This window comes from Variovorax sp. Varisp36 (assembly GCF_047304235.1).
Taxonomy (GTDB): domain Bacteria; phylum Pseudomonadota; class Gammaproteobacteria; order Burkholderiales; family Burkholderiaceae_C; genus Variovorax.
In genome coordinates this window covers 13,842-38,041 of the sequence record NZ_JBGLYU010000007.1, presented here as the reverse complement: position 1 = coordinate 38,041, position 24,200 = coordinate 13,842, and the positions used below count along the sequence as shown (strand labels likewise).

Here is a 24,200-nt window from a genome sequence, read left to right as displayed (position 1 = left end):
GACGGCTACTTGGTCGCTGGCGGCTTCATCCCGTCGCGGTCCATCATCATCTGCATCATCATTTCCATCATGTCCATGCGCTTGCCCATCATCTCGGGAGACATGCGCGCGCCGCCTTTGCCGTCGGGAGCGTTCATTTGGCCCATCATCGCCATGCCGTCCTGCATGGCCTTCATGTGTTCGCCCATCAACGCCTGGCGTTCGTCCGGCGTCTTCGCGTCCATCATCTTTTGGTGCATCGCCTGCATGGACTTCATCTGCATCTCCATCTGCGCAGGTGGTACTTTGGGCGCCTTCGACGTTCCAGACGTTGGCGCTACCGCGTTCGCAGGGTGATGGGCACCATGGTCCTGCGCGGATTGCGCCAGTGCGCCGCTCGAAAGCGCCGCGGTGATGGTGAGAAGAAGAATTGAGCGCATAGAGGGCCTCCGGCTTGTTAACCAAGTTTCGGGACACCCAGCGCTCCGCAGCTTGCGCTAGGTCAAGGCAGAAGGCTCGCGGCGCGCCTGGATTGGCTGAGAGGCATCTCCAACCTCCAAGGAGAATTCATGAACCACACGTCGCCTTCGATTCAGGAAAGCGGCGCACCGTCGACCGCGCTTCGCACAGGAGTGGCGCTGGCCACCACCGTCGCGGTTTTCTATGCCCTGTGCACCCTGGCCTGGGTCGCTGCACCCGGCCCGTTTCTGAGCTTCATGAACAGCCTGTTCCATGGCATGGACTTCTCCGTCCTCAGTCGGCCCGCGCCCTTTTCGGTGCGCGGCTTTGTCGAAGCCTTGCTCGTGATGAGCCTGTGGGCGTTCCTGGCGGGCTCTTTCTTTGGATGGCTGCGCCCGCGTCTCGCCACTCTCCGATGCCGGGGCAGGAACGCATGCAAGCCCCACCGCTGCGGGAGGGCACGTAGGCACCGGTTCGCAAGCGACCGGCCGTTGTCGCCATCAGGGTTGGCTTGGGTCCGTTCCAATGCGACGGGCTCCTTCAAGCCGTGTCCCCTTCAGGCCGCCTTTCGCATCGTCGTGCAAACGCGGTTCCGCCCCCCCATCTTGGCCTCGTACAGCGCCTTGTCGGCTGCCTGGATCAACGCCTTCGGCGGCCCCTTGGTGATTGCGGGGCTGAGCGCATCCACGCCGGCACTCAGCGTCACGAACCCGTCTGGCGTACCGGCGTGCACGATTTCCAGGCCACGAACTGCACTGCGGATTCTTTCCGCCAGGATGACGGCGCCAGCCACATCGGTATGCGGCAACAACACCGCGAGTTCTTCTCCGCCATAGCGGGCCGCGAGATCTCCCGGACGGCGCGAAGCGAGGCTGGCGATCGTGCGGCTGATCGTCTGCAGGCACTCGTCGCCGGCCGCATGTCCATAGATGTCGTTGTACTGCTTGAAGCAATCGACATCGATCATGATGAGCGCCAGGGTGCTCGCATCGCGCATGGCCCGGCTGAATTCGCTGTCGAGCGTCACGTCGAACTGGCGGCGATTTGCCAACCCGGTAAGGCCGTCCTCCATGGCGAGCGTATTCAAGGTCTTGTTGAGCGTTTCCAGCGCGTCGCGCGCCCGCCGCAGTTCGGCCTCGCTCTTGTTTCGCAGTTCCATCTGCTTCACCAGCCGCCATCCGACGAAGCCGACGATCGACGTCATGAGAATGATGCCCGCCGTATGCCAGAGCGTGTCCTGCCACCATGCGGCCAGGATCTCATCCTTCGAAAGTGCTGCAGTAACGAACAGCGGATAGTTGTCGAGACGCCGAAAGCTGTTCAGGCGCGTGACGCCGTCCTGCGCTGATAAGACTTCGGTCGTTCCTACCGGACCTTGTGCAAGGTATGCGCGGAAGAGCCCGGTCTCCCGCATGTTCCGTCCGACCACGTCCGCGCTGTACGGCCGGCGAATCATCATGGTCCCGGTTTCGAGGACCAGCCCGATCGCGCCGGCACGGCCTATGTCGAGGCTGTCGTAGAACTTCATGAAGAAGTCGATATCGATCGACGCAAGCACCACGCCGGCGAAGCTGCCATCCGCATTGTTGATGCGCCGGGAAACGGGAACGAGCAGCTTTCCGTTGGTTCGGCTTTGCACCGGAATGCCGATGTGCGGCCCCCGCTCTTCGTGCTCTCGATGAAATAGAAAGTATTCCCGGCTCGCATTGTTCAGGTTCGGGTTCTGCGACGACGTCTGCCTGGAGTTTGCGACCCAGTTTCCATCCTTGTCGTAGATGTGAATCGCATCGAGCTGAGGGAGTTCGGCCACCTGCATGGCAAGCACCTTGCGAAGCCGTTCGACGGCCGCCGGCTCCGTGCCGTCGTGTTCGACGCGCTCGACGATGCCGACCAGCGCCGTATCGGCCTGCTTGACCGTGTCTTCCGCCTGCTGTGCCATTGCACGCGCGAGATTCGACGCCGCGACGCCCATCTGCTGGAGCAGGACCGTGCGCGCGTGCCAGCTGTTCCAGCAGTCGAGCACCACGAGGGTGAGGCAAACCACGGCCACGAAAGCCGTCGTCCGGAAGGTGATGGATGGCCGGCGAAACACTATGTGTCTTCGGAGCAATGACGTCTGGAGCTCATACCCGACTTTGGCACATCCTTGGTTGAATTGGCCACTATCACCAGCCATTGGGCCCCGTTCGGGCAGGCAAGCGGGGACCGCCAGCAGCTGATCGCGCAGCCAAGATAGCCTTGCCGCAGACAAAAATCTCCGGGATTAACCCTCGCCAGGGCCCGTCGGAGTGCCCTCTCTGCGCCCTCTGGAATCAATGGCGGCGAAGGGCTCGATAGCCTCGCCCGTCTCCACGTAGTTAAGTTCAATGGGGTGGACGACGGCTGCTGCGGCCTCGCCGTCGAATTTCACCAGCAGGTACTCGCCGCTCGCGCCGGAGATGATCCCGAAACGGCCATTGAGCTCGACCCTGCTGCCGCGCCGCGCCGGCACCTTGAAGCGCATTCGAATGTAGGGAAGACCTACGCGGAAATACTCGACCATGTGAACTCCCAGTCTTGTTGTCGGTTCGACGGGGAAGCACGCTGCAGGCCCGTGCGGACCTGCGCAAACTCCCTGGCAGTCATCTCACCGCCACCCCTTGGGAGGACGTGTCAGCCAAGGCCGCTCCTCGATGACAGCCGCCGGATGTTCAGATGGTGGAGCGCTCAAATGACAAGCCGAAGAAGCCGCTGGGAACGGCATCGCCGGAACACTACGCCCCTTCGCGCAACAGGCCTTCGCAGCTTGATGCGGAATCGGCGATGCTCAGGGCATGCCCACTGCAAATTCACGGCCGCCACCGCGCTTCGGATGGCGCGTCGCCGCGCTGATCTACACGGTCACCGGCGTCGCGTGTGTTCTGGCCTGCGCCGCCGTGCCCGAGAGCGAGGCGGGCCTGCTCGCCGCCGTCTTGGGCGGGCTGCCATGGTCGATGAGCTTGCTGACGCTGGACCTGTCGCCCGGCGTGGCGAACACGGCGCTGATGCTGCTGGCCGGCAGTTGGGCGATCAATGCCGCGCTGCTCTGGTGGCTGGCGCTGCGCCGGCCAACGCACCACGGACCATCGCATCCGGCGTAGGGGCATTTCCGTCTCCGGCGTCCTGCGCCAGGCAGGCATTCAGTGCGATCATTCGCGCGCGAAATGCTGGCTCATTTTTCTCGCCCCCTCCCCTTCAAAGGCTTTTCCCGATGCCCCAAGACCCGCTGCAAGTCAACGCGCCCCTCATCGGCGTTCCCGGCGGCCGCCACCTGCTCGACACGCCCGCCCTGCTGATCGACCTGCCCGCAATGACGCGCAACATCGAACGCATGGCCGCCTTCGCCAAGGCGCGCGGCATCAACCTGCGACCGCATGTGAAGACGCACAAGTCGGTCGAGATCGCGCGGCGGCAGGTTGCAGCGGGCGCCATCGGCGTGAGCTGCGTCACGCTGGGCGAGGCGGAGGTGATGGTCCAGGGCGGCATTCCGGGCGTGCTCATCACCTCGCCCGCCGTCACGCCGAGCAAGATCTCGCGGCTCATCAAGCTGGCGCAGCGTGCGCGCCCGGGCGACGTGATGGTGGTGGTCGACAACCCGCAGAACCTGGCCGACCTGGCGCGTGCGGCGAGCGAACTCACGCACCCGCTCGACGTGCTGGTGGATTACGGCGCGGGCTACAACCGCACCGGCGCAGCCACACAGGCGAAAATGCTCGAACTCGCGGCACTGGTGGCCGCCGAGCCGCGCCTGCGGCTGCGCGGGCTGCAGTCTTATGCGGGCAACCTGCAGCACATCGTGTCGCGCGAGGAGCGCGGCACGGCGGCGGCCGGCCTTCGCGAAACGGTGGCGGACATCGTCGCGGCGGCGAAGCGCCAGGGCCTGCACTTCGACATCGTGACCGGTGCAGGCACCGGCACGCACGATCTCGATTCGCAGGAGAACGCGTTCACCGAACTGCAGGCGGGCTCGTATGTGTTCATGGATGCCGAGTACACGCAGGTGCTCGCCAACGACGGGCAACCGTCGCCCTTCGAGGTTTCGCTGTTCGTGCAGACGGCAGTGGTCAGCACGAACGCGACCGGCTGGGTGACGGTGGACGGCGGCACCAAGTGCTTCTCGACCGACAGCGGCGTGCCGCTGGTGGCCAAAGGCGCCGACGCCGCGAGCCGCTATGCCTTCTTCGGCGACGAGCACGGCAAGTTGATACCGCCCCAGGGCTCGCAGGCGCAGCGGCCCGCGCTGGGTGCGCGCGTGGAGTTCGTCACGCCGCATTGCGACCCGACGGTCAACCTGCATGACGCGTATCACGTGGTCGAAGGCGGCACGCTTGTCGCCATCTGGCCGGTGGACGCGCGCGGCAGGCGATAGGCGTCCTGGGGGCCGACCGCAGCGGCGTCAGACGCGCGGAAGCGCCGCAAGGAAGGTGGACACGACGATCGCGGCGGCGCGGTCGAGCTGCAGGATGTCTCCCACATCGAAAGCGTGCGGCGCTGTGCGTCCACTCGAACCGAGTGGCTTGCGGATCTCGACAAGAACTTCAGCCGCCAATTCGCGGTCGCTGCGCGGCCCGCCGTCGGGATGCATCACCCATTTATCGACTTGATCGAATGGAATGCTGCGGAAGACCCCCACGATGGGGATGTACTTGTAGCGATCCTCGCCCACCAGGATGGGCACGCTGAGGTTGCAAAAAAACGTGGTCGTCGACATGCAGGATCGCCGTCGCTAAGCAAAGCGTTCAATTGTTAATTAGTGCGCTGTCAACAACCACCCTCTGCGTAGCCATCAGAGGGGAAGACGTGACCTTCTGCACACAAACTACCTCCATTCTCTCTTCTCCTCCCCTTAAAACAACTACTTTATTCTTACACAAGGGCGCCGAAAAAAGCACTCGTGTGTTTTCGGCGGTTTGAACGCGACTTGAGGGTCGCCCACGGGCAGCGGCAGGCGCGAAAGCTGGGGGATACGAGGTTGCGCGAAGTTCGGCACCCTCCGGGCTGGGGGATTACCCGGCCGCCCGGACGTGGGACGGCGCAGCGACCAGCCCCTGCATCAGGGCCGCAGGCCAGATGTGGATCAGGCCGGAATACTGAATCGCGGCATGCGCCGCTCGATGTTGGCCTTGACGGCCTCAAGCTGGTTCGGGCTGCCGATCAGGGCCTTCTGCTCGACCGATTCGGCCACCAGCAGTTCGGCTGCGCTCTGCGAGGCCGACGCATTGAGCAGCCGCTTGCCGGCACGGATCGCATCGGGGCTCTTGCCTGCGATCTCGTGCGCCATCTGCAGCGCCTCGGCCAGCGGATCGACCGCAATGCGGGTGGCGAAGCCGATCCGAAGAGCCTCCTCGCCGGAGAAGACGCGGCCCGTGAAGGTGAGTTCGCGCACCACGTCGCTGCGGGCGAGCTCACGCATCAGCACCATGCCGGCCATGTCGGGCACCAGGCCCCACTTGATTTCCATCACCGAGAGCCTGGTGTCGGGCGCCACGATGCGGATGTCCGCGCCCAGCGCCACCTGCAGCCCACCGCCGAAGGCCACGCCATGCACGGCCGCAATGACCGGCACCGGCACCTCGCGCCAGACCATCGCCACCTGCTGCGCGGCGTTCGAGATGCCATGCGTGCGCGCCAGCAGGTCGGCGCCGGCCGCGCCCTCGCCCAGCACATCGGAGCCCGGGCCCTGCTGCATGCGCTCGAAAGACGCCATGTCCAGTCCCGCGCAGAAGGCCTTGCCGCGGCCCGAGATCACCACAGCCCGCACTGCCTTGTCCTCACGCAACGCCTCGCCGGCTTCGATGAGTGCATCGAACATCGCGGGGTCGAGCGCGTTCATCTTGTCGGCGCGCGCGAGCTGCAGTTCCACCACGCCGTCGGCGTGGCGGGTCGTTTCGATGCGGTCGATCATTCGATGTCTCCGGAATGGGTCCTGCGCCAGTATCGCCGGGCCTGGCACTCGGCGATGATGGCGCCTGTCGCCTGCACAACACCCTCTGCCATGTCTCTGGACCGCCGCCACTTTCTCATTCAATCGGGTTCGGCCGCCGCCGTGGTGGCGCTGTTCGGCCAGGGCTGTGCCGCCCCTTCCCCGTCCGCGCCCCATGGCGACGTGCTGGGCTTCGCCGGCGTGCCGGCTTCCTTGCACGACGGCGTCGTGGTGCCGCCCGGGTACGAGTGGCAACTGCTCTACCCCTGGGGCACGCCCACCGGCATCGCGGGGCGGATGCCGGCCTTCGCGCCCGATGCCGGGAACAGTGCCGACGACCAGGCGGTGCAGGCCGGCATGCACCATGACGGCATGCACTTCTTCGCGCTCGACGCGAGCGGCGAGCGCGGCCTGCTGGTGATGAACCACGAATACACCGACGAGCAGCTGCTGCATACCGACGGCGTGAAGGTATGGACCGCCGAGAAGGTGCGCAAGTCGCTGCACGCGATGGGGGTCTCGGTGATCGAGATCCGGCGCAGCGCACAGGGTTGGCAGCAGGTGCAGCCCTCGCCCTTCGCGCGCCGCGTGCACGGCAACACGCCGATGCGCATCACTGGTCCGGCCGCAGGAACGCCGCTGATGCGCACCGCCGCCAACCCGGCGGGCGATGCGGTGTCCGGCACTTTTGCCAACTGCGCCATGGGCGTCACGCCGTGGGGCACGTACCTCACGTGCGAGGAAAACTTCCATGGCTACTTCGGCGGGCCGAAGGAGGCCGCCCAGGACGCGACGGCTGCCCAGCGCCGCTACGGCACGGTGGCCGGCTCGCAATGGGTGGAGTACTGGCGCTACGACGAGCGCTTCGACCTGAGCCGGCATCCGAACGAGCCGCACCGCTTCGGCTGGGTGGTCGAGATCGATCCCTTCGACCCGGCCGCCGAGCCCATCAAGCGCACCGCGCTCGGCCGCAAGCGGCAGGAAAGCGCCACCTGCACGGTCGCCAAGGACGGCCGTCTGGTCGTCTACATGGGCGACGACTCGCGCTTCGAATACATCTACAAGTTCGTCAGCCGGGAGAAGGTGCGCCCCGGCACCGACGCCGCCGCACGCGCCGCCAACCGCCACCTGCTCGACGATGGCAGGCTCTACGTGGCGCGCTACGACACCGGCGGCCGCGGCCGCTGGCTCGAGCTTACGCACGGCCGCGATGGGCTCGATGCGGCGAACGGCTTCGCCGACCAGGCCGAGGTGCTGATCCACGCCCGGCTGGCAGGCGACGTCGTTGGTGGCACGAAGATGGACCGGCCCGAATGGATCGCGGTGCACCCTCAGTCGGGCGAGGTCTACGTGACCCTCACCAACAACAGCCAGCGCGGCGACGCCGGCAAGCCCGGGCCCGACGCAGCCAACCCACGCGCCAACAACCTGTTCGGCGGCATCCTGCGCTGGCGCGAAGACGGTGGCGACGCTGCCAGCACCGGCTTCGCCTGGGACCATTTCGCGCTCGCGGGCGATCCCGCGCAGTCCGGCAGCGGCGCGCGCTATCCATCGAACGAGGCCGACATGTTCGGCGCCCCCGACGGCCTGCACTTCGACAAGGGCGGCCTGCTGTGGATCCAGACCGATCTGAGCGGCCAGGTGCTGGGCAGGCCGCCCTACACCTCTCTGGGCAACAACCAGATGCTGTGCGCCGACCCGGCATCGGGGCGCATCAAGCGCTTTCTCACCGGACCAAACGGCTGCGAGATCACCGGCTGCGTGGTCACGCCCGACCGGCGCACGCTGTTCGTCAACATCCAGCATCCGGGCGAGGCGCGCGACGACGGCGACACGAAACCCAACAGCGCCTGGCCCGACGGCACGGAGCCGGGCAGCGCGCGGCCGCGCTCCGCGACGCTGGCGATTCGCCGGCGCGACGGCGGTATCGTCGGCACCTGAGACAAACAGAGAAAAGGGAAACCCCCATGAGCATCCGCATCGTCCGTCTCGGCACCCCGCGCGCGCCCGACGAGGGCCTGCGCGTAGGCACCGTGCGCCGTCCGCCGCGCGGCGTTCCGAAGACCGAGTTCGCATCGCAGGACTGGTACGACGTGTGGTACCCGAACCTCGCGCCCTCCGTCGAGACGATGAAGCAGGCGCAGGAAGCCCAGAAAGCCGACTCACCCGCGCAGTGGAACGCCTTCGTGCGCAAGTTCAAGGCCGAGATGGCCGAGCCCGACGCGAGCCGCAGCCTCGACCTGCTGGCCGCGCTGTCTCACAGCACTTCGCTTTCGGTGGGCTGCTACTGCGAGGACGAATCGCACTGCCACCGCTCCGTGCTGCGCAGCCTGCTGGCCGAACGCGGCGCGGACATCGCGGACTGAGCCGGTCGACGCACACCCCGCGAGCGAGGCTTCAGCGCTGCGCCTTGTCCTTCTGGTTCTGCGCCTCGATGCGTTCGCGCGCGGCCTGCCAGTCGGCGTCGCTCCACTGGCGCAGCTCGTAGAAGTTGCCACCGGTGGCCAGCGCGTTGCCGCCGTCCATCATGATGCTCTGGCCCGTGAGCCAGTCGCACTGCCCGGGCGCCATCAGGAAGGACGCGAGGTTCTGCAGTTCGCTCATGCGGCCGGTGCGTGCCATCGGGTTGTGCTGCTTGCTGCGCGCGCCGGGCTCCTCGCCTGGGTTCAGGCGCTTGCTCATGCCTTCGGTCGGAATCTCGCCGGGGCCGACGGCGTTCAGGCGGATGCCATGCCGCGCCCACTCCACCGCAAGCGACTTGGTCATGACCTCGATGCCGGCCTTGCTCATGGCCGAGGGCACGACGTAGGGGCTGCCGTTGTCCACCCAGGTGACGATGATGCTCATCACGCTGCGGAAGGCATCGCCCGGCTTCCACTCGCCCGACTTGGCCTGCGCCACCCAGCGCTTGCCCACCGCCTGCGTCACGTAGAAGCTGCCGTGGAACACGATGTTGGCGATGGCGTCGAAGGCGCGCGGCGAGAGATTCTCGGTCGGCGAGACGAAGTTGCCCGCCGCGTTGTTGACGAGCCCCGTGAGGCCGCCACTCTGGAACAGGCTCTCGACCATCTCGTCGACCTGCTGCGCGATGCGGATGTCGACGCCGAAGGTGTCGATGCGCCTGTCCGGGAACTGCTGTCGCCACTCGGCCGCGGTCTCGTCGCAGACCGACTGGCGCCGGCCGCAGATGGCCACGTCGGCGCCCAGGCCCAGGAAGCGCTCGGCCATCGCACGGCCGAGGCCCGTGCCGCCGCCGGTCACGAGGATGCGCCGGCCGCTCATGAGGGAAGCTTCAAACATGGTTCGTCTCCTTGTCATTGAGGCAGCGGCAAGGGAGGTGGCTGCCACTCGCGGATGCTACGCGCGAGACGCGGCGTCGGCTTGCGGGAAGTGGCTTCGGGTGCCGGGGTGAGAATGCGCGGAACGAGTTTCCCGGAGACAAGACGCCGATGCCGAGTTCCGCCAGCCCCGCCAACGACCATGCCGCGACGCTCGAGGGCGTGCGCGTCGTGAGCGTCGCGCTCAACCTCCCCGGCCCCGCCGCGCTGCTGCGCTGCCGTGAAATGGGCGCCACCTGCCTCAAGCTGGAGCCGCCGGGCGGCGATCCGATGGGGCTCTACAACCGGCCCGCGTATGCGGCGCTGCATGCGGGCATCGAGATCCGCACCGTCGATCTCAAGACCGAGGCCGGGCAGCAGCTGCTGCACGCCGAACTCGCGGCGACCGACGTGCTGCTCACCTCGTTCCGCCCTTTCGCGCTCGGCAAGCTCGGGCTCGACTGGGCCACGCTGCATGCGCGTCATCCGGCCCTGTCGCAGGTGGCCATCGTCGGCGCGCCGGGCGAGCGCGCCGAGGAACCGGGCCACGACCTGACCTACCTCGCCGAAAGCGGGCTCGTCACCGGCACCGAGCTGCCGCCGACGCTTTATGCCGACATGGGCGGTGCCCTGCTCGCAAGCGAGGCTGTGCTGAAGGCCATGCTGCGGCGGTCCCGCAAGGCCGGCGGCGCGTATTTCGAGGTGGCGCTGAACGCCTCGGCCGACTGGCTCGCCCTGCCCCGCACCTGGGGCCTCACGCAGCCCTCGGGCATGGTCGGCGGCGCGCACGCCGGCTACCGCGTCTACCCCTGCGCCGACGGCCGCGTGGCCGTGGCCGCGCTGGAGCCGCATTTCGCGGCCCGGCTATGCGAGGCGGCTGCAATCGCTTCGCGCGACATGACTGCGCCGGCCACGCACGAGGCGCTGGCCGCGTGGCTCGCGACCCGCACGCGCGCCGAACTCGAAGCCATGAGCCGCACGCGCGACGTGCCGCTGCTCACGATGGCCAGCTGATTCAGCGCGCCGCGCCGTCGCGCTGCCGGTCTTCGCGCTTCAGTGCGAGATAGGTATCGAGGTCCACTTCGTGCAGCTGGCGCGGGTACTGCTCCACCGCTGCGAACCAGCGGCGCTGGCGGCGCTCGGCCTGGTCGGGGCCCGGCGCGGCGAGGTAGGCGTCGAGCGTAAGGAAGTAGCGCATCGCGTTGCGCTCCACCAGCCCGCGCAGGCCGCGGATGTATTCAGGCTGCCCTTCCGGCGTCTTGCCCACCACAGTGAAGCCGACCTTGTCGCTGCCGAAAGTCGCCAGGTAGGCCATGGTGCCCAGCCGCACCATCGCGTTGTGGTCGTAGCTGTAGCTGAAATGCAGGAAGCTCTTGCGCTCGTCGAGCGCCACGGCCTGCAGCGTGACACGGTAATTGCTGGTGCCCAGCGGGCCGCTCTCGGCCATGAGTTCGACCGACATGTACTCGGGCGTGGCGTTGGTGACCCGGTAGACGAACGGCAGCTCGAAGGCCTGGTCGATCGGCTTGTCGTAGCGACGCACCACATAGAGCGTGAGCATTTCGCTGCCTTGCGGGCCGCTGGCCGTGCGGCAGCGCCGGTTGTTGATGTGCAGGGTCAGCACGCCGCACCAGTGGGCCGATCCCTTGAGCGTGGCGCTGATCGCCGACAGCGGATGTTCGACCACCGCGTAGACGTCACCCTGCAGGCCGTCGGGCGTCTCCATGGAATCGAGCTGCACAGGGCGCCCGAAACTGCTGTGATCGAGCTTGTCGCTCATCCGCTGGTGCGTGGCGCGCAGCGCCTGGGCAGAAGAGTTTTCAGGTGCGGCGGCGAGCGCCTGCAGCGAGGCCGCGAGCAGCAGCGCCCCGGCCAGGGTGCGCGTCCATGAAGCCCGCGGGGAGGGAGAACTGCTCATGGACCACACCATACAGCGGACTGTCCATCTTCGCTGTCGGCCGGACCGCGCCGGCGTTCTGAAATCAGCGCGGCTTGCGGATGCTGCCGCGCACCGGGCCAGCGGCTTTGCGCGAGGCCGGCCCAGAGCCGTTGTCGCGCGGCGGCAGGCCGGTGTGCTGCGTGAGGATGCGGCCCTTCGAGGGCTTCACCGGCGTCAGCTTGACCGGTGCGGCCGTCGAGTTCTTGCGCCGCGCGCTGGTGTAACCGCCGTCGGTCAGCGGCTGCCAAGTCGGGATGAGGTGGTGCTTGCCATTGCCGATCAGGTCGGCGCGGCCCATGCTCTTGAGCGCCTCGCGCAGCAGCGGCCAGTTGTTGGCGTCGTGATACCGCAGGAAGGCCTTGTGCAGGCGGCGGCGCTTGTCGCCGCGCACGATGTCCACCGTCTCGCTCTCTCGCGTGATCTTGCGCAGCGGGTTCTTGTTGGTGTGGTACATCGTCGTCGCCGTGGCCATCGGGCTCGGGTAGAACGTTTGCACCTGGTCGGCGCGGAAGCCGTTCTTCTTGAGCCAGATCGCGAGGTTCATCATGTCCTCGTCGCTGGTGCCCGGGTGCGCGGCAATGAAGTACGGAATGAGGTACTGCTTCTTGCCAGCCTCGGCCGAGTACTTCTCGAACATCTGCTTGAACTTGTCGTAGCTGCCGATGCCGGGCTTCATCATCTTGGTGAGCGGGCCCTGTTCGGTGTGCTCGGGCGCGATCTTCAGGTAGCCGCCGACGTGGTGCTGCACCAGCTCCTTCACGTATTCGGGCGACTGCACGGCCAGGTCGTAGCGCAGGCCGGAGCCGATGAGGATCTTCTTGATGCCCTTGAGCGCACGCGCCCGGCGGTAGATCTTGATGAGCGGGTCGTGGTTGGTGTTGAGGTTCGGGCAGATGCCCGGATACACGCAGCTGGGCTTGCGGCAGGCCGACTCGATCTCGGGAGACTTGCAACCGATGCGGTACATGTTGGCCGTGGGGCCGCCCAGGTCGGAGATGGTGCCGGTGAAGCCCTTGACCGAATCGCGGATGGCCTCGACCTCCTTGATGATCGAGTCTTCCGAACGGCTCTGGATGATGCGGCCTTCGTGCTCGGTGATCGAGCAGAAGGTACAGCCGCCGAAGCAGCCGCGCATGATGTTCACGCTGAAGCGGATCATTTCCCACGCCGGGATCTTGGTCGCGCCATCGTGGCTGCCGTTCTCGTCGGCATAGCGCGGATGCGGGCTGCGCGCGTATGGCAGGTCGAACACGTGGTCCATCTCGGCCGTGGTGAGCGGAATGGGCGGCGGGTTGATCCACACGTCGCGCGCCGTGGCGCCCTCGCCGTGCGCCTGCACCAGCGCGCGGGCGTTGCCAGGGTTGGTCTCGAGGTGCAGCACGCGGTTGGCGTGGGCGTAGAGCACCGGGTCGCTGCGCACCTGCTCATACGACGGCAGGCGGATCACCGAATGGTCGCGCGGCGGAACCTTGATTTTTGCCCGCATGGCCAGCGCCGGGTTGGGCACGAAGTTCAGCGGCTTGATGGCGGGGTTAACGACCGAACCGGCAGCGGAGCCGGCAGCTTCTGCCGCCTTGGCGACGGCTTCGGCCTCGTCTTCCTTCGCGCAGGTCGCGCCGTTGGCCTTGGCCTGGTCGGACACCATCAGGTACGGATTGACATGCGCTTCGACGCGGCCGGGTTCGTCGACGCTGGTGGAGTTGATCTCGAACCAGCCTTCCGGTGTTTCGCGCCGCACGAACGCGGTACCGCGCACGTCGGTGATCTGCTGCACCGGCTCCTTGGCGGCCAGGCGGTGCGCGATCTCGACGATGGCGCGCTCGGCGTTGCCGTACAGCAGCAGGTCGCACTTCGAATCGACGACGATCGAGCGGCGCACTTTGTCCGACCAGTAGTCGTAGTGCGCGATGCGGCGCAGCGAACCTTCGATGCCGCCGAGGATGATCGGCACGTCGTTCCAGGCTTCCTTGCAGCGCTGCGAATACACGATGGCCGCGCGGTCGGGGCGCGAGCCGCCGACGTCGCCGGGCGTGTAGGCGTCGTCGCTGCGGATCTTCCGGTCGGCCGTGTAGCGGTTGATCATCGAATCCATGTTGCCGGCGGTCACGCCGAAGAACAGATTCGGCTTGCCCAGCGCCTTGAAGGGCTCTGCGCTCTGCCAATCGGGCTGGGCGATGATGCCCACACGGAAACCCTGCGCCTCCAGCATGCGGCCGATCACCGACATGCCGAAGCTGGGATGGTCGACGTAGGCGTCGCCGGTGACCACGATGATGTCGCAGCTGTCCCAGCCGAGCGCTTCCATTTCCTTGCGCGAGGTCGGCAGGAACTTCGCCGTGCCGAAACGGGCGGCCCAGTACTTGCGGTAGCTGGTCAGCGGCTTGGCGGCACGTGCAAAAAGGGAGACGTCGACGGGGGCGTTCATCGGTGGGAGTTGACAGCGCCATGGCGGCGCCGTTGTGGGCAACCTTCAATTTTAGGGTTTTCCACCATGTCTGTCGCGACAAACATCCTGTGACCCGGTCGTCGCAAGGCCTTCAATTGATTGCTTGAGTCAAATAATTTTATGACAATGGCAATCATGTCCACCCCGTCTCCAACCGTCGATCCCGCCGCCGTCAAGGCAATCCGGCAGTTCAACCGCTTCTACACGCGCCGTATCGGCGCCCTCGATCCTTACCTCGGCAGCACCATGTCCTTGACCGACGTGCGCGTGCTGTACGAGCTGGCGCACCGTGAAACGGCCGTCGCCAGCGAGATCGGCCGCGACCTCGGGCTCGATGCGGGCTACATGAGCCGCATCCTGCGCCGCTTCGAGAACGAGGGCTGGTTTTCGCGCGAGCCGCATCCGCGCGATGCGCGGCAGAGCGTGTTGCGCCTGACCGACGCCGGCCACGCCGCATTCGCGCCGCTGCAGCAGAAATCGCGCGAAGAAGCCGCCGCCCTGCTCGCCCCGCTGGCGCCGGCCCAGCGCCAGCAGCTGGTGCAGGCGATGGGCACGATGCAAGCGCTGCTCGACTCCGAGGCGCCGCCCGCGAAGCTCCAGGCGGCCGTGCTGCGCGACCCGGCGCCCGGCGACATCGGCTGGGTGGTGCAGCAGCACGGCGAAATCTATGCGCGCGAGTACGGCTGGAACGGCGAGTTCGAGGCTCTGGTGGCCGGCATCGCGAGCGAGTTCCTGCTCAAGTTCCAGCCCGAGTGGGAGCGCTGCTGGATCGCCGAACTTAACGGCGAGCGCGTAGGCGCGATCTTCGTGGTGCGCAAGTCGGCCACGGTGGCGCAGCTGCGCATGCTGATCCTGGCGCCCGCCGCGCGCGGGCTGGGCCTGGGCGGCAAGCTGGTGGACGAGTGCATCACCTTCGCGCGCCGCAAGGGCTACCGGAAGATGGTGCTGTGGACCAACAGCTGCCTGTCGGCCGCGCGCGGCATCTATGCGAAGCGCGGCTTCCAGCTCGCCAAGTCGGAGCCGCACGAGAGCTATGGCCAGCATCTCGTGGGCGAGACCTGGGAATTGAAGTTGTAGTGCCAGGAACACCGAGGAACCGGCTTTGCCGGGCCTCAGGTGTTGCCCCCGGTAGGGGGTTGGCGAAGCGACACGAAGTGCGCGCAGCCTGGGGACGAGCAACAGTTACTGCATGAACCAGCCGTGGCTCACCACCAGCGACTGGCCGGTGAGCGCATTCGTCGGGAAGCCCGCGAACAGCAACGCCACGCGCGCCACGTCTTCCGTGGTCGTGAACTCGCCATCCACCGTTTCCTTCAGCATCACGTTCTTGATGACTTCCTGCTCGCTGATGCCCAGCGTCCTGGCCTGCTCGGGAATCTGCTTCTCCACCAGCGGCGTGCGCACGAAGCCCGGGCAGATCACGTTCGCGCGCACGCCGTGCTTGGCGCCTTCTTTCGCGACAGTCTTGGCCAGCCCGATGAGGCCGTGCTTGGCCGTCACGTAGGGCGCCTTCAGCAGAGAGGCTTCCTTCGAGTGCACCGAGCCCATGTAGATCACGCTGCCGCCGCGGCCCTGCGCGTACATGTGCTTCAGGCAGGCCTTGGTGGTGAGGAAGGCCCCGTCGAGGTGAATGGCGAGCATCTTCTTCCAGTCGGCGAAGCTGAACTCTTCCACCGGGTGAACGATCTGGATGCCGGCGTTGCTGATGAGGATGTCGATGCCGCCGAAGGCCGCAGCACCCTCTTCGACCGAGGCATTGACCTGGTCTTCGTTGGTCACGTCGACACCTACGCCGATGGCCTGTGCGCCCGTGGCCTTGAGCTCGGCCGCGGTAGCGTCGGCCGCTTCCTTGTTGAGGTCGGCAATGATGATCTTCGCGCCTTCCTGTGCGAACAGGATGGCGATTTCCTTGCCGATGCCGCTGGCCGAGCCGGTGATGTAGGCGACCTTGTCCTTGAGTTGCATGGTGAGTTCCTTGGATGAGGGTTGGGAGGGAAAGAGGCTGCGGGAGTCAGGCGAGATAGTCGTGTTCGACGGTGCCCAGCGCCAGCGTCATGTCGGCGATGTAGTGCACCGCGGATTCAACCTTGCGCACCGGCAGGTCGGCCACCGGCGCCAGTGCATGGGGATGCAGTTCGAGGGAAGCCGGGCCGGCCCACGCGCCGTGCAGCGTGACGTCGACCATGTGATAGCGCACCAGCTCGCAGATGCGGGCCGTGCCGTCGACGTGCGGAATGATCTTCAGCAGGAAGTTCGGCTGCGCGATGCCCGCGAGGATGGGCCCGGGCTCGAGCGTGCGGTGCTTGAAGCCCATCGTGGCCTTGGCCACGCGCACCTTGCCATAGTCGAGCGTGCCGACCACCACGTCGGTCTCATAGTCGAGCACCGGCGAGGCCAGCTTCTTCGGAAAACCCCACAGTTCGCGCCCACCGGCAATCGGCGGATGGTCGTCGAGGTACATCGCGTGCACGTACGAGCCCTTCTCCACGCCCCTGGCGGTGCGCAGTTGCACAGGAATGACCTGGCCCGACTCGGTGTAGTCGCCAAAGCCGGTGGAGTCGGGCATGCGGATGAATTCGTACTTGACCAGCGGCTCGACCACTTCGAGCGGCTCGGGCACCACGGCGCGCAGAGCGTCCATGTCGGTGCTGTAGGTGACGACGAGAAATTCGCGCCGCGCGAACCGGTACGGGCCGGGCGGAAAAGCGGGACTGGTCAACGGCATCGCGAATGCCGTTCGTCGCACGTCTTCAATGTTCATGGACATTCCTCCTGTTGAAGTGGCAGCCAGTCTGGCGCCGGTTTCTTAGCCGCGGCTGAATCGAGGCACCTTCATCGTCATGTCGACAGGCCCGGCCGCTTGACGCGCCCCGCGCCATGTTCACCGAGGTCGAAGGTGGTCACGCCATTGACCGTGGCGTCGGCGCGCAGGGTCTCGGGGTGGGCCAGCGTGTTGCGCATGTCGCGCGCACCCGATTCCCAATGCTCTTCCACCGCGGCGCGCGAGAACTCGTAGTCCTTCGACTCCAGCTCGTAGGGCTTGTCGCGGTAGATCAGATGGAAGATGTCGATCGGCTGGTGCGTCAGTTGCGACTGCACCGCGAGCACGCTCGGGTCGTTGCGCAGGCTGACCGGCAGCTTGGAGATCAGGTCGGCAATCGCCTGCTGCAGGTTCATGTTGGCGGCCAGCGCGTCGGTGTTCATGCGGGTGCGGCTCGAGTAGGTGATGTCCTTCTGCCGCTCCATCACGCCCGCCATGGTGCGCGGCATCTCGCCACGCGCATTGAACAGGTCGACCTGCAGCACCACCAGCGGTTCGGAGCGCGGGTGCATGTCGAGCACATACTGCAGCGGCGTGTTCGACACGATGCCGCCATCCCAGTAGTCGTCGCCGTCGATGCTGACCGGTGCGAAACCCGGCGGCAGCGCGCCGCTGGCCATGATGTGCTCGGGCCCGATGCGCTGGCGCGTGTTGTCGAAGTACACCGAGTTGCCGGTGCGCACATTGACCGCGCCTACGCTGAAGCGCGCTTCGCAGGCGTTGATGCGGTCGAAGTCCACAAGCCGTTCGAGCGTGGCCTTCAGCGGCGAGGTGTCGTAGTAGCTCAGCAGCGGCGCCGCGCCGCCCATCAGGAAGGCCGGCGAGTAGCGCGGTTCGAAGAAGCCCGGAATGCCGAGCAGCGAGGCCATCGTCGCGCTGTACTGGTTCTGCGTGGCCCGGTCGCCGAGCCATGAAGGCAGGCGCTGCGAAGGACCCGAAGACACCAGGTGCCAGAACTCGCGCAGCCGGTCGACCCGGCGTTCGGGCGCATTGCCCGCGATCAGCGCCGCGTTGATGGCCCCAATGGAAACGCCGGCGATCCAGTGCGGCTGCAGTTCGGTTTCGCTGAGCGCTGCATACACGCCGGCCTGGTAGGCGCCGAGCGCGCCCCCGCCCTGCAGCACCAGCGCCTTGCGGGCGGTGCGCATGTCTTCGCGGCGCGAAGCGAATGGGTCGAGGGGTTTGGAGGCGGCACGGATTTTCTTCTTGGGTGGTGTCGTCATTCGTTCATTTGACACCAGCCCCGCGACGCCAACCTGACCAGGGCTTGCCGCCCCGGAACGATGTCACATCTTCGGCAGCATCTGTCCGCGGATCTCGCCGCCCGGGTTGGCGGCGGTGTGCACGTTGGCGTACCACTTGCCCGCAGCCAGGTCGGCGGCCTGTGCCGGCGTGAGCGTGGCCTGGCCTTCGATCGGGCTCGCCGGGTTGGCGAAGGGCAGCACCACGCCGGCATTGGCGCCGGCGGCGGCCGGGCCGTGGAAGTGCGCCATGGTGGCCGGGCCGCTCAGGCCGCTGTAGGTGATCTTGTACTTGAGCACGTTGGTGTCGCGGTTGAGCCAGGCCTCGGCCATGCCGCTGCCGCGCGTCATGTTGGGCGGGACTTCGCTGGCCGCGTTCATCGCGCCGCTGAAGCTCGCCACGTTCGACTTCGACATCATCCCGCAGCCGACCAGCGCGGCACTGGCCACCGCGGTGACGAGAGCTGCGCGCAAAAGAGTGCCATAGTTGGTCATGAGCTTGATCTCCTGAGTTATGAAAACCTCCACAGCATAGGCAGCGCCGCGGTTCTTGTCTTGTCGGCCACCACCCCGACTTTGATGGCGCCCAGGCGGCTGGAAGAGAATGCGGCGATGACTTCCACCCCCCTTCCCAGCGCCCGCGACGTGGCCGATTTCTGGCGCGAAGCCGGTCCCGGCCGCTGGTTCGCCAAGAATGATTCCTTCGACGCCGATTTCTCCGCCCGCTTCTCGCAAGCCCATCAGGCTGCAGCCCGCGGCGAGCTCGACCACTGGGCGTCCGATGCCGAAGGTGCGCTGGCCCTTCTGGTGCTGCTCGACCAGTTCCCTCGCAACACCTGGCGCGGCAATCCGCACATGCTGGCTACCGATGGCAAGGCGCTGGCCGTGGCGAAGCAGGCGGTAGCTGCGGGCTTCGACCGGCAGTGCGAGCCGGCGCTGCGCCCCTTCTTCTACCTGCCCTTCATGCACTCCGAGGTGCTGGCCGAGCAGGAGCGCTCGGTCGAACTCAACGCGGCGCTCGACGCCAACACGCAGCGCTATGCAGTGCTGCACCGCGACATCATTGCGCGCTTCGGCCGTTTTCCGCACCGCAACAGGATGCTCGGTCGCAGCAGCACGGCGGAAGAACAGCGCTTTCTCGACGAAGGCGGCTTTGCCGGCTGACGCTCAGGCGTCGTTGTGCGGAAGCGGCGCTTCGCGCGTCGGGGACGGATTCAGGTCGCCCGCGCCCTTGGTATCCTTCATCGAGCCGTAGGTGCGCGCATAGACCCAGGTGAACTCGGCTCCCAGCAGGAAGATCTGCGCCGAGTAGTACACCCACACCAGCACCACCACCAGCGAGCCCGCGGCCCCGTAGCCCGAGGCGACGCTGCTCTTGCCGATGTACAGCCCGATGAGGTGCTTGCCCACGGTGAAGAGCAGCGCAGTGACGCCTGCCCCGATCCACACGTCGTGCCACTGCACCCTGGCGCGCGGCATGATCTTGTAGATCATCGCGAAGATCACCGTCACCATCGCGAAGCTGAAGACGAAGTTGACGGCCTGCGCCGCCGCCTCCCAGGCGCCGAACACCGGCGACCACCACTTGCCCAGCGCCGCGAGTGCCGCGCTCGCCACCAGCGACACCATGAGCAGGAAGCCGATGCCCATGATCATGCCGAACGACAGCAGCCGCACGCGCAGCAGGTTGAACAGCCCCTTGTTCTTGGCGCGGGCCGGCGCGCGCCAGATGCGGTCGAGCGCATCCTGCAGCTCGCCGAAGACGGTGGTGGCGCCCACCACCAGCAACCCGACCCCGATCGCCGTCGCGACGATGCCCTCGGCCGGCTTGTTGACGGCCTGCAGCATGCCCTGCACCGCCGCCGCGCCCTGTGCACCCATGAGCCCGGCGAGCTGCGCGAAAATCTCGCCGCGCGCGGCCTCTTCCCCGAACACCAGGCCGGCGACCGAGATCACGATCAGCAGCAGCGGCGCAATCGAGAACACCGTGTAGTACGCCAGCGCCGCGCCCATGCTCGGCGCGTAGTCGTTCGACCAGGAATTGAAGGCCCGCTGGCAAAGATCGAGGAGTGCGCGCAGTTGCATGAGCATGCCGAAGTTTCTCAGTGAAGCCGCCCGGTGCCGTGTCAGTCCGTTGCTCGGCAAGTTGAAAGCCTGCCTACGATAATCGCTCCACATGCACCCGTCTTCCCCCGCCGCCCAGCCCCAATCGCCACGCGACCTGTTCCTTTCATTCACCTGGCTCGCGCTGCAGGGCTTTGGCGGCGTGCTCGCCATCGTCCAGCGCGAGATGGTCGAGAAGAAGAAATGGCTCACGCCCGAGCAGTTCCTCGAAGACTGGGCCGTGGCGCAGGTGATGCCGGGGCCCAACGTGATCAACCTCGGCCTGATGATCGGCGACCGCTACTTCGGCCTGCGCGGAGCGCTCGCCGCCGTGGCGGGCATGCTGGCCATTCCGATGGTCGTCATCCTCGCGCTGGCCGTGCTGTACGCGCACTACGCCGGCAACCCTCAAGTGGCGGCGGCGCTGCGCGGCATGGGCGCGGTGTCGGGCGGACTGATTGCCGCGACCGGCATCAAGCTGGTGCCGCAGCTGCGCAAGCACCCGCTGGGCTTCGCAGCCTGCCTCGCCTTCATGGCGCTGGTGTTCGTGGCCATCGTGGTGCTCAAGATGCCGCTCGGCTGGGTGCTGCTGGTGGTGGGGGGCGTGGCCTGCGTGTGGACCTGGAAGAAAATCCCCGCATGAGCATCGCGATGCAATGGCACGACTGGCTGGCGCTGTTCGGGCAATACATGCTGCTGTCGCTGCTGTCGATCAGCGGCGCCATCACCACCGTGCCCGACATGCACCGCTACCTCGTGGCCCAGAACGGCTGGCTCACCGATGCGCAGTTCAGTTCCTCGGTCGCCATCGCACAGGCCGCACCCGGGCCCAACGTGCTGTTCGTGGCGCTGATGGGCTGGAACGTCGGCCTCAACGCGGGCGGCGGCATCGGCGCCGGGCTCCCGGCCTGGGCGCTCGGTTTCTTCGGCCTGACGGTCACCATGGTCGGCATCATGCTGCCGAGCACCACCCTCACCTACTTCGCCACGCGCTGGGGCCACCGCAACCGCACGCGGCGCGAAGTGCGCGCGTTCAAGCAGGGCATGGCACCCGTGGTCGTGGGCCTGCTGATCGCCACCGGCTGGGTGCTGGCCGCCGGCAACCATGCCGGCGATGCGCCTGCATGGCACCTGTGGCTGCTGAGCGGCGCGACCGCGCTCATCGTCTGGCGCACGCGCATCCACCTGCTTTGGCTGCTCGGCGCCGGGGCGGTCCTGGGCGCCGTGGGCTTCGTCTGACCGCTCTCATCTTTCGCATTCCTTCGTCTTACTCAGGAACACCTCGACATGTCGCAACTTCGTCCGCTCGGCCGCTCCGGCCTCCTGGTTTCCCCGCTCGCCTTCGGCGGCAACGTGTTCGGCTGGACCGTCGACGAGGCAGCGTCGTTCAAGCTGCTCGATGCCTGGCTGGACGCGGGATTCAACTTCGTCGACACCGCCGACGTCTATTCGGCCTGGGTTCCGGGCCACGTCGGCGGCGAGTCCGAGACCATCATCGGCAAATGGCTCAAGCAGAGCGGCAAGCGCAACCGCGTGGTGCTGGCCACCAAGGTCGGCAAGCCGATGGGAGAAGGCAAGTCGGGCCTGTCGCCCCAATACATCCGCGAAGCTGTCGAGGCCTCGCTCAAGCGCCTGCAGACGGACTACATCGACCTCTACCAGTCGCACGACGATGACGCCGACACGCCCCTCCAGGAGTCGCTAGGCGCCTTCGACAAGCTGATCAAGGAAGGCAAGGTGCGCGCCATCGGCGCCTCGAACTACAGCGCGCCGCGGCTGGCCGAGGCGCTCGACGTGTCGGAGCGCCTGGGCATTGCCCGCTATGAAAGCCTGCAGCCGCTCTACAACCTGTACGACCGCGCGGTGTTCGAGGACGCGCTGGAGCCGCTGTGCCTGAAGCGCGAAGTGGGCGTGATCAACTTCTACGCGCTGGCGGCCGGCTTCCTCACGGGCAAGTACCGCACCGAAGCCGATGCGGCCAAGAGCCCGCGCGGCGCCAACACCACCAGGAAATACCTCAACGAGCGCGGCCTGCGCATCCTCGACGCACTCGACAAGGTGGCCCAGCAGTACAACGCCAAGCCGGGCCAGGTCGCCATTGCGTGGCAGATCGCGCGGCCGGGCGTGACGGCGCCCATCGCCAGCGCCACCTCCATCGGCCAGCTCGAAGAGCTCGTGGTCGCGACGCAGCTGAAGCTCGACGCAGGCACCATCGAAATGCTCGATCGCGCCAGCGCCGAAACCCAACCCGCAGCCTGAACGGCCAACGGCAATGAGTGTGTTCGACTCCATCGCAGCCCCTGCGCTCGAGCACTTCGCCGACCTGCGCGTCGAGGTGGGCGTGCCGCAGGTGCTGGGCAGCAGCCAGCGCGGATTGCGCCGCGTGGTGCCGATCACCGGCGGCGAGGCCACCGGCCACGGCTGGCGGGCGCGCGTGCTGCCGGGCGGCAGCGACTTCCAGCTGATCGTGAGCGATACGCTCTCCGAGCTCGACGCGCGGTACGGCCTCGAGACCGATGCGGGTGACCTCGTCTACGTCCAGAACCACGCTGTGCGCTCGGCCTCGCCCGAGGTGATGGGCAGGCTGCTGCGCGGCGAACCGGTCGATCCGTCGCAGGTGTATTTCCGCTGCAGCCCGCGCTTCGAGACCGCGTCGCCTTCACTGCGGTGGATCAACGAGCACATGTTCACCGGGGCCGGCGTGCGCCACCCCGCCGAAGTGGTGATGCGCTTCTACACGCTGGTCTAGCCGTCCACCGGGTTCAGCGGCGTCGCAAGAATGCGCTGGTAGAAGGCCACGTCGAGCCAGCGGCCGAACTTGAAGCCGGCCTGCCGCACGGTGCCCGAATGCTCGAAACCCAGGCGCTCGTGCAGCGCGATGCTGCCAGCGTTGGCGGCGTCGATGGCGCCGACCATCACGTGCATGTCGCGCGCCATCGCCTCGGCAATGATCGCCTCCATCAGCGTGCGGCCCAAGCCTTCGCCGCGGTGCGCGCTGTCGACGTACACCGAGTGCTCCACCGTGTACTTGTAGGCGGGAAAGGCGCGGAAAGCGCCATAGCTCGCGAAGCCCAGCAGCTTGCCGCTGTCGTCCTCCGCGCCGATCACCGGGAAGCCGTTGGCGCGCTTGGCAGCGAACCACGCGACCATGTTCTCAGGCGTGCGCGGCTTGTAGTCGTACAGCGCGGTGGAGGTGGCGATGGCCTCGTTGAGGATCGCCAGTATCGCGGCGGCGTGGGCTTCCTCGCTGCAGGAGATGAGACGCATGGTTTTCCTCTTTGAAATTTCGTTCAATATAAGAGAATAATAATCTCATATGAGAAACGATCCAACGACAACCAGCGCGTCCGGCCCGGACATCGACACGCTCATCGCCGCCCGGCTGCTGGCGCTGCGGCAGGTGCAGGCGCTGAGCCTTGCGGACCTGGCCGAGCGCTCGGGGGTGAGCAAGGCCATGATCTCCAAGGTGGAGCGCGCCCAGAGCAGCCCCACGGCCGTTCTGCTGGGACGGCTGGCCGCCGGGCTTGGCGTACCGCTGGCGCAGCTTCTCACCGAGGATAAGGAGCAGCCGCAGCGGCTGCGCACTCGCGCCGAACAGGAGATCTGGCGCGACCCGAAGGCAGGCTACCTGCGCCGGCAGGTCGCCGAGCGCCGGGAGGGCGGCGTCGAACTGGTCGAGGTCGAACTGCCGCGCTCGGCACAGGTCGACTACCCGCGCTGGAGCGGCAAGCCGTACCGGCAATGCCTGTGGATGCTCGAGGGCGCCCTCCGGGTCGACTACGGCGACGAGCGCTTCGAGCTCTCGCCCGGCGACTGCCTCGACTTCGGCGTCGACCGGCCGCTGGCCTTCAAGGCGCTGGGCCGCACCGGCTGCCGCTACCTGCTGGCGGCCAGTCCGCAGTAGCGCGGGGCTCGGGCGGCGTCCGCGGGGTAGGCAAGCTCCCACATGCACAG

Annotated in this window: 26 protein-coding genes and 1 pseudogene; 13 read left to right on the top strand and 14 right to left on the bottom strand. The window is 66.9% G+C overall.

Translation table 11 applies throughout. The features are described from left to right. Window positions 1–5: 5 nt before the first annotated feature. Complete coding sequence (locus ACCD11_RS06480) at window positions 6–419, bottom strand: hypothetical protein (RefSeq protein WP_413313067.1); 414 nt, start codon at window positions 417–419, stop codon at window positions 6–8. 129 nt (window positions 420–548) lie between these two features. Between ACCD11_RS06480 and ACCD11_RS06475 the strand changes: the two are divergent. After that, window positions 549–815 (top strand): annotated as a pseudogene (locus ACCD11_RS06475) (DUF5676 family membrane protein); the annotation flags it as partial. A 179-nt stretch (window positions 816–994) separates the two neighbouring features. Here ACCD11_RS06475 and ACCD11_RS06470 read toward each other — a convergent pair. Together ACCD11_RS06470 and ACCD11_RS06465 are read right to left on the bottom strand one after the other, a co-directional pair. Next, on the bottom strand, window positions 995–2,488 hold the full coding sequence (locus ACCD11_RS06470; protein ID WP_413313066.1) for a diguanylate cyclase: 1,494 nt from the start codon (window positions 2,486–2,488) through the stop codon (window positions 995–997). A 213-nt stretch (window positions 2,489–2,701) separates the two neighbouring features. Further along, a complete protein-coding gene (locus ACCD11_RS06465) occupies window positions 2,702–2,980 on the bottom strand; it encodes a hypothetical protein (RefSeq protein WP_413313064.1) in 279 nt (92 codons plus the stop codon). A 271-nt stretch (window positions 2,981–3,251) separates the two neighbouring features. Here ACCD11_RS06465 and ACCD11_RS06460 point away from each other — a divergent pair, with 271 nt between their 5' ends. Both ACCD11_RS06460 and ACCD11_RS06455 read left to right on the top strand, forming a co-directional pair. Continuing rightward, window positions 3,252–3,557, top strand: coding sequence for a hypothetical protein (locus ACCD11_RS06460; protein WP_413313062.1), 306 nt, complete (start codon window positions 3,252–3,254; stop codon window positions 3,555–3,557). Between the two features lie 110 nt (window positions 3,558–3,667). Continuing rightward, the gene (locus tag ACCD11_RS06455) at window positions 3,668–4,825 is read left to right on the top strand and encodes a DSD1 family PLP-dependent enzyme (RefSeq protein ID WP_413313060.1); all 1,158 of its coding nucleotides are present in this window, start codon (window positions 3,668–3,670) and stop codon (window positions 4,823–4,825) included. A gap of 27 nt (window positions 4,826–4,852) precedes the next feature. Here the strand turns inward: ACCD11_RS06455 and ACCD11_RS06450 are convergent, their stop codons facing one another. Together ACCD11_RS06450 and ACCD11_RS06445 are read right to left on the bottom strand one after the other, a co-directional pair. Continuing rightward, complete coding sequence (locus ACCD11_RS06450; protein WP_007828349.1) at window positions 4,853–5,167, bottom strand: hypothetical protein; 315 nt, start codon at window positions 5,165–5,167, stop codon at window positions 4,853–4,855. 366 nt (window positions 5,168–5,533) lie between these two features. After that, window positions 5,534–6,361 carry a crotonase/enoyl-CoA hydratase family protein gene (locus ACCD11_RS06445; protein WP_413313059.1) on the bottom strand — a complete coding sequence of 276 codons (828 nt, stop codon included), beginning with the start codon at window positions 6,359–6,361 and terminating at the stop codon, window positions 5,534–5,536. A gap of 90 nt (window positions 6,362–6,451) precedes the next feature. On the opposite strand from ACCD11_RS06445, the gene ACCD11_RS06440 reads away from it, so the two are divergent. Both ACCD11_RS06440 and ACCD11_RS06435 read left to right on the top strand, forming a co-directional pair. Further along, the gene (locus ACCD11_RS06440) at window positions 6,452–8,320 is read left to right on the top strand and encodes a PhoX family protein (protein ID WP_413313057.1); all 1,869 of its coding nucleotides are present in this window, start codon (window positions 6,452–6,454) and stop codon (window positions 8,318–8,320) included. 26 nt (window positions 8,321–8,346) lie between these two features. Further along, window positions 8,347–8,745: a DUF488 domain-containing protein gene (locus tag ACCD11_RS06435; protein ID WP_007828345.1), complete on the top strand. Its 399-nt coding sequence runs from the start codon at window positions 8,347–8,349 to the stop codon at window positions 8,743–8,745. Between the two features lie 31 nt (window positions 8,746–8,776). On the opposite strand, the gene ACCD11_RS06430 is transcribed toward ACCD11_RS06435, so the two are convergent. Next, a complete protein-coding gene (locus tag ACCD11_RS06430) occupies window positions 8,777–9,679 on the bottom strand; it encodes an SDR family oxidoreductase (RefSeq protein ID WP_007828343.1) in 903 nt (300 codons plus the stop codon). Window positions 9,680–9,828: 149 nt separating this feature from the next. Between ACCD11_RS06430 and ACCD11_RS06425 the strand changes: the two genes are divergently transcribed. Then, a complete protein-coding gene (locus ACCD11_RS06425) occupies window positions 9,829–10,710 on the top strand; it encodes a CoA transferase (RefSeq protein WP_413313056.1) in 882 nt (293 codons plus the stop codon). Window position 10,711: 1 nt separating this feature from the next. Here ACCD11_RS06425 and ACCD11_RS06420 read toward each other — a convergent pair whose 3' ends face one another. Beyond that, complete coding sequence (locus ACCD11_RS06420) at window positions 10,712–11,614, bottom strand: hypothetical protein (protein WP_413313055.1); 903 nt, start codon at window positions 11,612–11,614, stop codon at window positions 10,712–10,714. A 64-nt stretch (window positions 11,615–11,678) separates the two neighbouring features. Continuing rightward, the gene (locus tag ACCD11_RS06415) at window positions 11,679–14,060 is read right to left on the bottom strand and encodes a YgiQ family radical SAM protein (RefSeq protein ID WP_413313053.1); all 2,382 of its coding nucleotides are present in this window, start codon (window positions 14,058–14,060) and stop codon (window positions 11,679–11,681) included. 147 nt (window positions 14,061–14,207) lie between these two features. Between ACCD11_RS06415 and ACCD11_RS06410 the strand changes: the two genes are divergently transcribed. After that, window positions 14,208–15,158 (top strand): GNAT family N-acetyltransferase, encoded by a 951-nt coding sequence (locus ACCD11_RS06410; protein WP_413313051.1) that lies wholly within the window; start codon window positions 14,208–14,210, stop codon window positions 15,156–15,158. 105 nt (window positions 15,159–15,263) lie between these two features. Here ACCD11_RS06410 and ACCD11_RS06405 read toward each other — a convergent pair whose 3' ends face one another. The 4 genes from ACCD11_RS06405 to ACCD11_RS06390 all read right to left on the bottom strand — a co-directional run bounded on the left by ACCD11_RS06405 (window position 15,264) and on the right by ACCD11_RS06390 (window position 18,638). Next, window positions 15,264–16,046: a 3-hydroxybutyrate dehydrogenase gene (locus ACCD11_RS06405; protein ID WP_413313050.1), complete on the bottom strand. Its 783-nt coding sequence runs from the start codon at window positions 16,044–16,046 to the stop codon at window positions 15,264–15,266. A gap of 46 nt (window positions 16,047–16,092) precedes the next feature. After that, window positions 16,093–16,842 carry an acetoacetate decarboxylase gene (locus ACCD11_RS06400; RefSeq protein WP_413313049.1) on the bottom strand — a complete coding sequence of 250 codons (750 nt, stop codon included), beginning with the start codon at window positions 16,840–16,842 and terminating at the stop codon, window positions 16,093–16,095. A gap of 77 nt (window positions 16,843–16,919) precedes the next feature. Next, the gene (locus ACCD11_RS06395; RefSeq protein ID WP_413313191.1) at window positions 16,920–18,050 is read right to left on the bottom strand and encodes a patatin-like phospholipase family protein; all 1,131 of its coding nucleotides are present in this window, start codon (window positions 18,048–18,050) and stop codon (window positions 16,920–16,922) included. Window positions 18,051–18,188: 138 nt separating this feature from the next. Then, window positions 18,189–18,638 carry a CHRD domain-containing protein gene (locus ACCD11_RS06390; protein WP_007828331.1) on the bottom strand — a complete coding sequence of 150 codons (450 nt, stop codon included), beginning with the start codon at window positions 18,636–18,638 and terminating at the stop codon, window positions 18,189–18,191. 117 nt (window positions 18,639–18,755) lie between these two features. Between ACCD11_RS06390 and ACCD11_RS06385 the strand changes: the two genes are divergently transcribed. Then, complete coding sequence (locus tag ACCD11_RS06385; protein ID WP_042672612.1) at window positions 18,756–19,307, top strand: DUF924 family protein; 552 nt, start codon at window positions 18,756–18,758, stop codon at window positions 19,305–19,307. 3 nt (window positions 19,308–19,310) lie between these two features. Here the strand turns inward: ACCD11_RS06385 and ACCD11_RS06380 are convergent, their stop codons facing one another. After that, on the bottom strand, window positions 19,311–20,234 hold the full coding sequence (locus ACCD11_RS06380; RefSeq protein ID WP_413313046.1) for a YihY/virulence factor BrkB family protein: 924 nt from the start codon (window positions 20,232–20,234) through the stop codon (window positions 19,311–19,313). Window positions 20,235–20,319: 85 nt separating this feature from the next. On the opposite strand from ACCD11_RS06380, the gene ACCD11_RS06375 reads away from it, so the two are divergent. From ACCD11_RS06375 to ACCD11_RS06360, 4 genes are read left to right on the top strand one after another with little or no spacing between them, the layout of a single operon-like run. Beyond that, the gene (locus ACCD11_RS06375; RefSeq protein WP_413313044.1) at window positions 20,320–20,889 is read left to right on the top strand and encodes a chromate transporter; all 570 of its coding nucleotides are present in this window, start codon (window positions 20,320–20,322) and stop codon (window positions 20,887–20,889) included. Next, window positions 20,886–21,485 carry a chromate transporter gene (locus ACCD11_RS06370; RefSeq protein ID WP_413313043.1) on the top strand — a complete coding sequence of 200 codons (600 nt, stop codon included), beginning with the start codon at window positions 20,886–20,888 and terminating at the stop codon, window positions 21,483–21,485. The genes ACCD11_RS06375 and ACCD11_RS06370 overlap by 4 nt, the downstream gene beginning before the upstream one ends. Window positions 21,486–21,533: 48 nt before the next feature. After that, the gene (locus ACCD11_RS06365) at window positions 21,534–22,505 is read left to right on the top strand and encodes an aldo/keto reductase (RefSeq protein ID WP_413313042.1); all 972 of its coding nucleotides are present in this window, start codon (window positions 21,534–21,536) and stop codon (window positions 22,503–22,505) included. Window positions 22,506–22,518: 13 nt separating this feature from the next. After that, a complete protein-coding gene (locus ACCD11_RS06360; protein WP_413313040.1) occupies window positions 22,519–22,995 on the top strand; it encodes a DUF3237 domain-containing protein in 477 nt (158 codons plus the stop codon). On the opposite strand, the gene ACCD11_RS06355 is transcribed toward ACCD11_RS06360, so the two are convergent. Further along, window positions 22,992–23,513: an N-acetyltransferase family protein gene (locus ACCD11_RS06355; RefSeq protein ID WP_413313039.1), complete on the bottom strand. Its 522-nt coding sequence runs from the start codon at window positions 23,511–23,513 to the stop codon at window positions 22,992–22,994. The two genes, ACCD11_RS06360 and ACCD11_RS06355, sit on opposite strands and share 4 nt — an antisense overlap. 49 nt (window positions 23,514–23,562) lie before the next feature. On the opposite strand from ACCD11_RS06355, the gene ACCD11_RS06350 reads away from it, so the two are divergent. Beyond that, entirely contained in the window at window positions 23,563–24,150 is a 588-nt protein-coding gene (locus tag ACCD11_RS06350) for a helix-turn-helix domain-containing protein (protein WP_413313037.1), read from the top strand. Window positions 24,151–24,200: the final 50 nt, after the last annotated feature.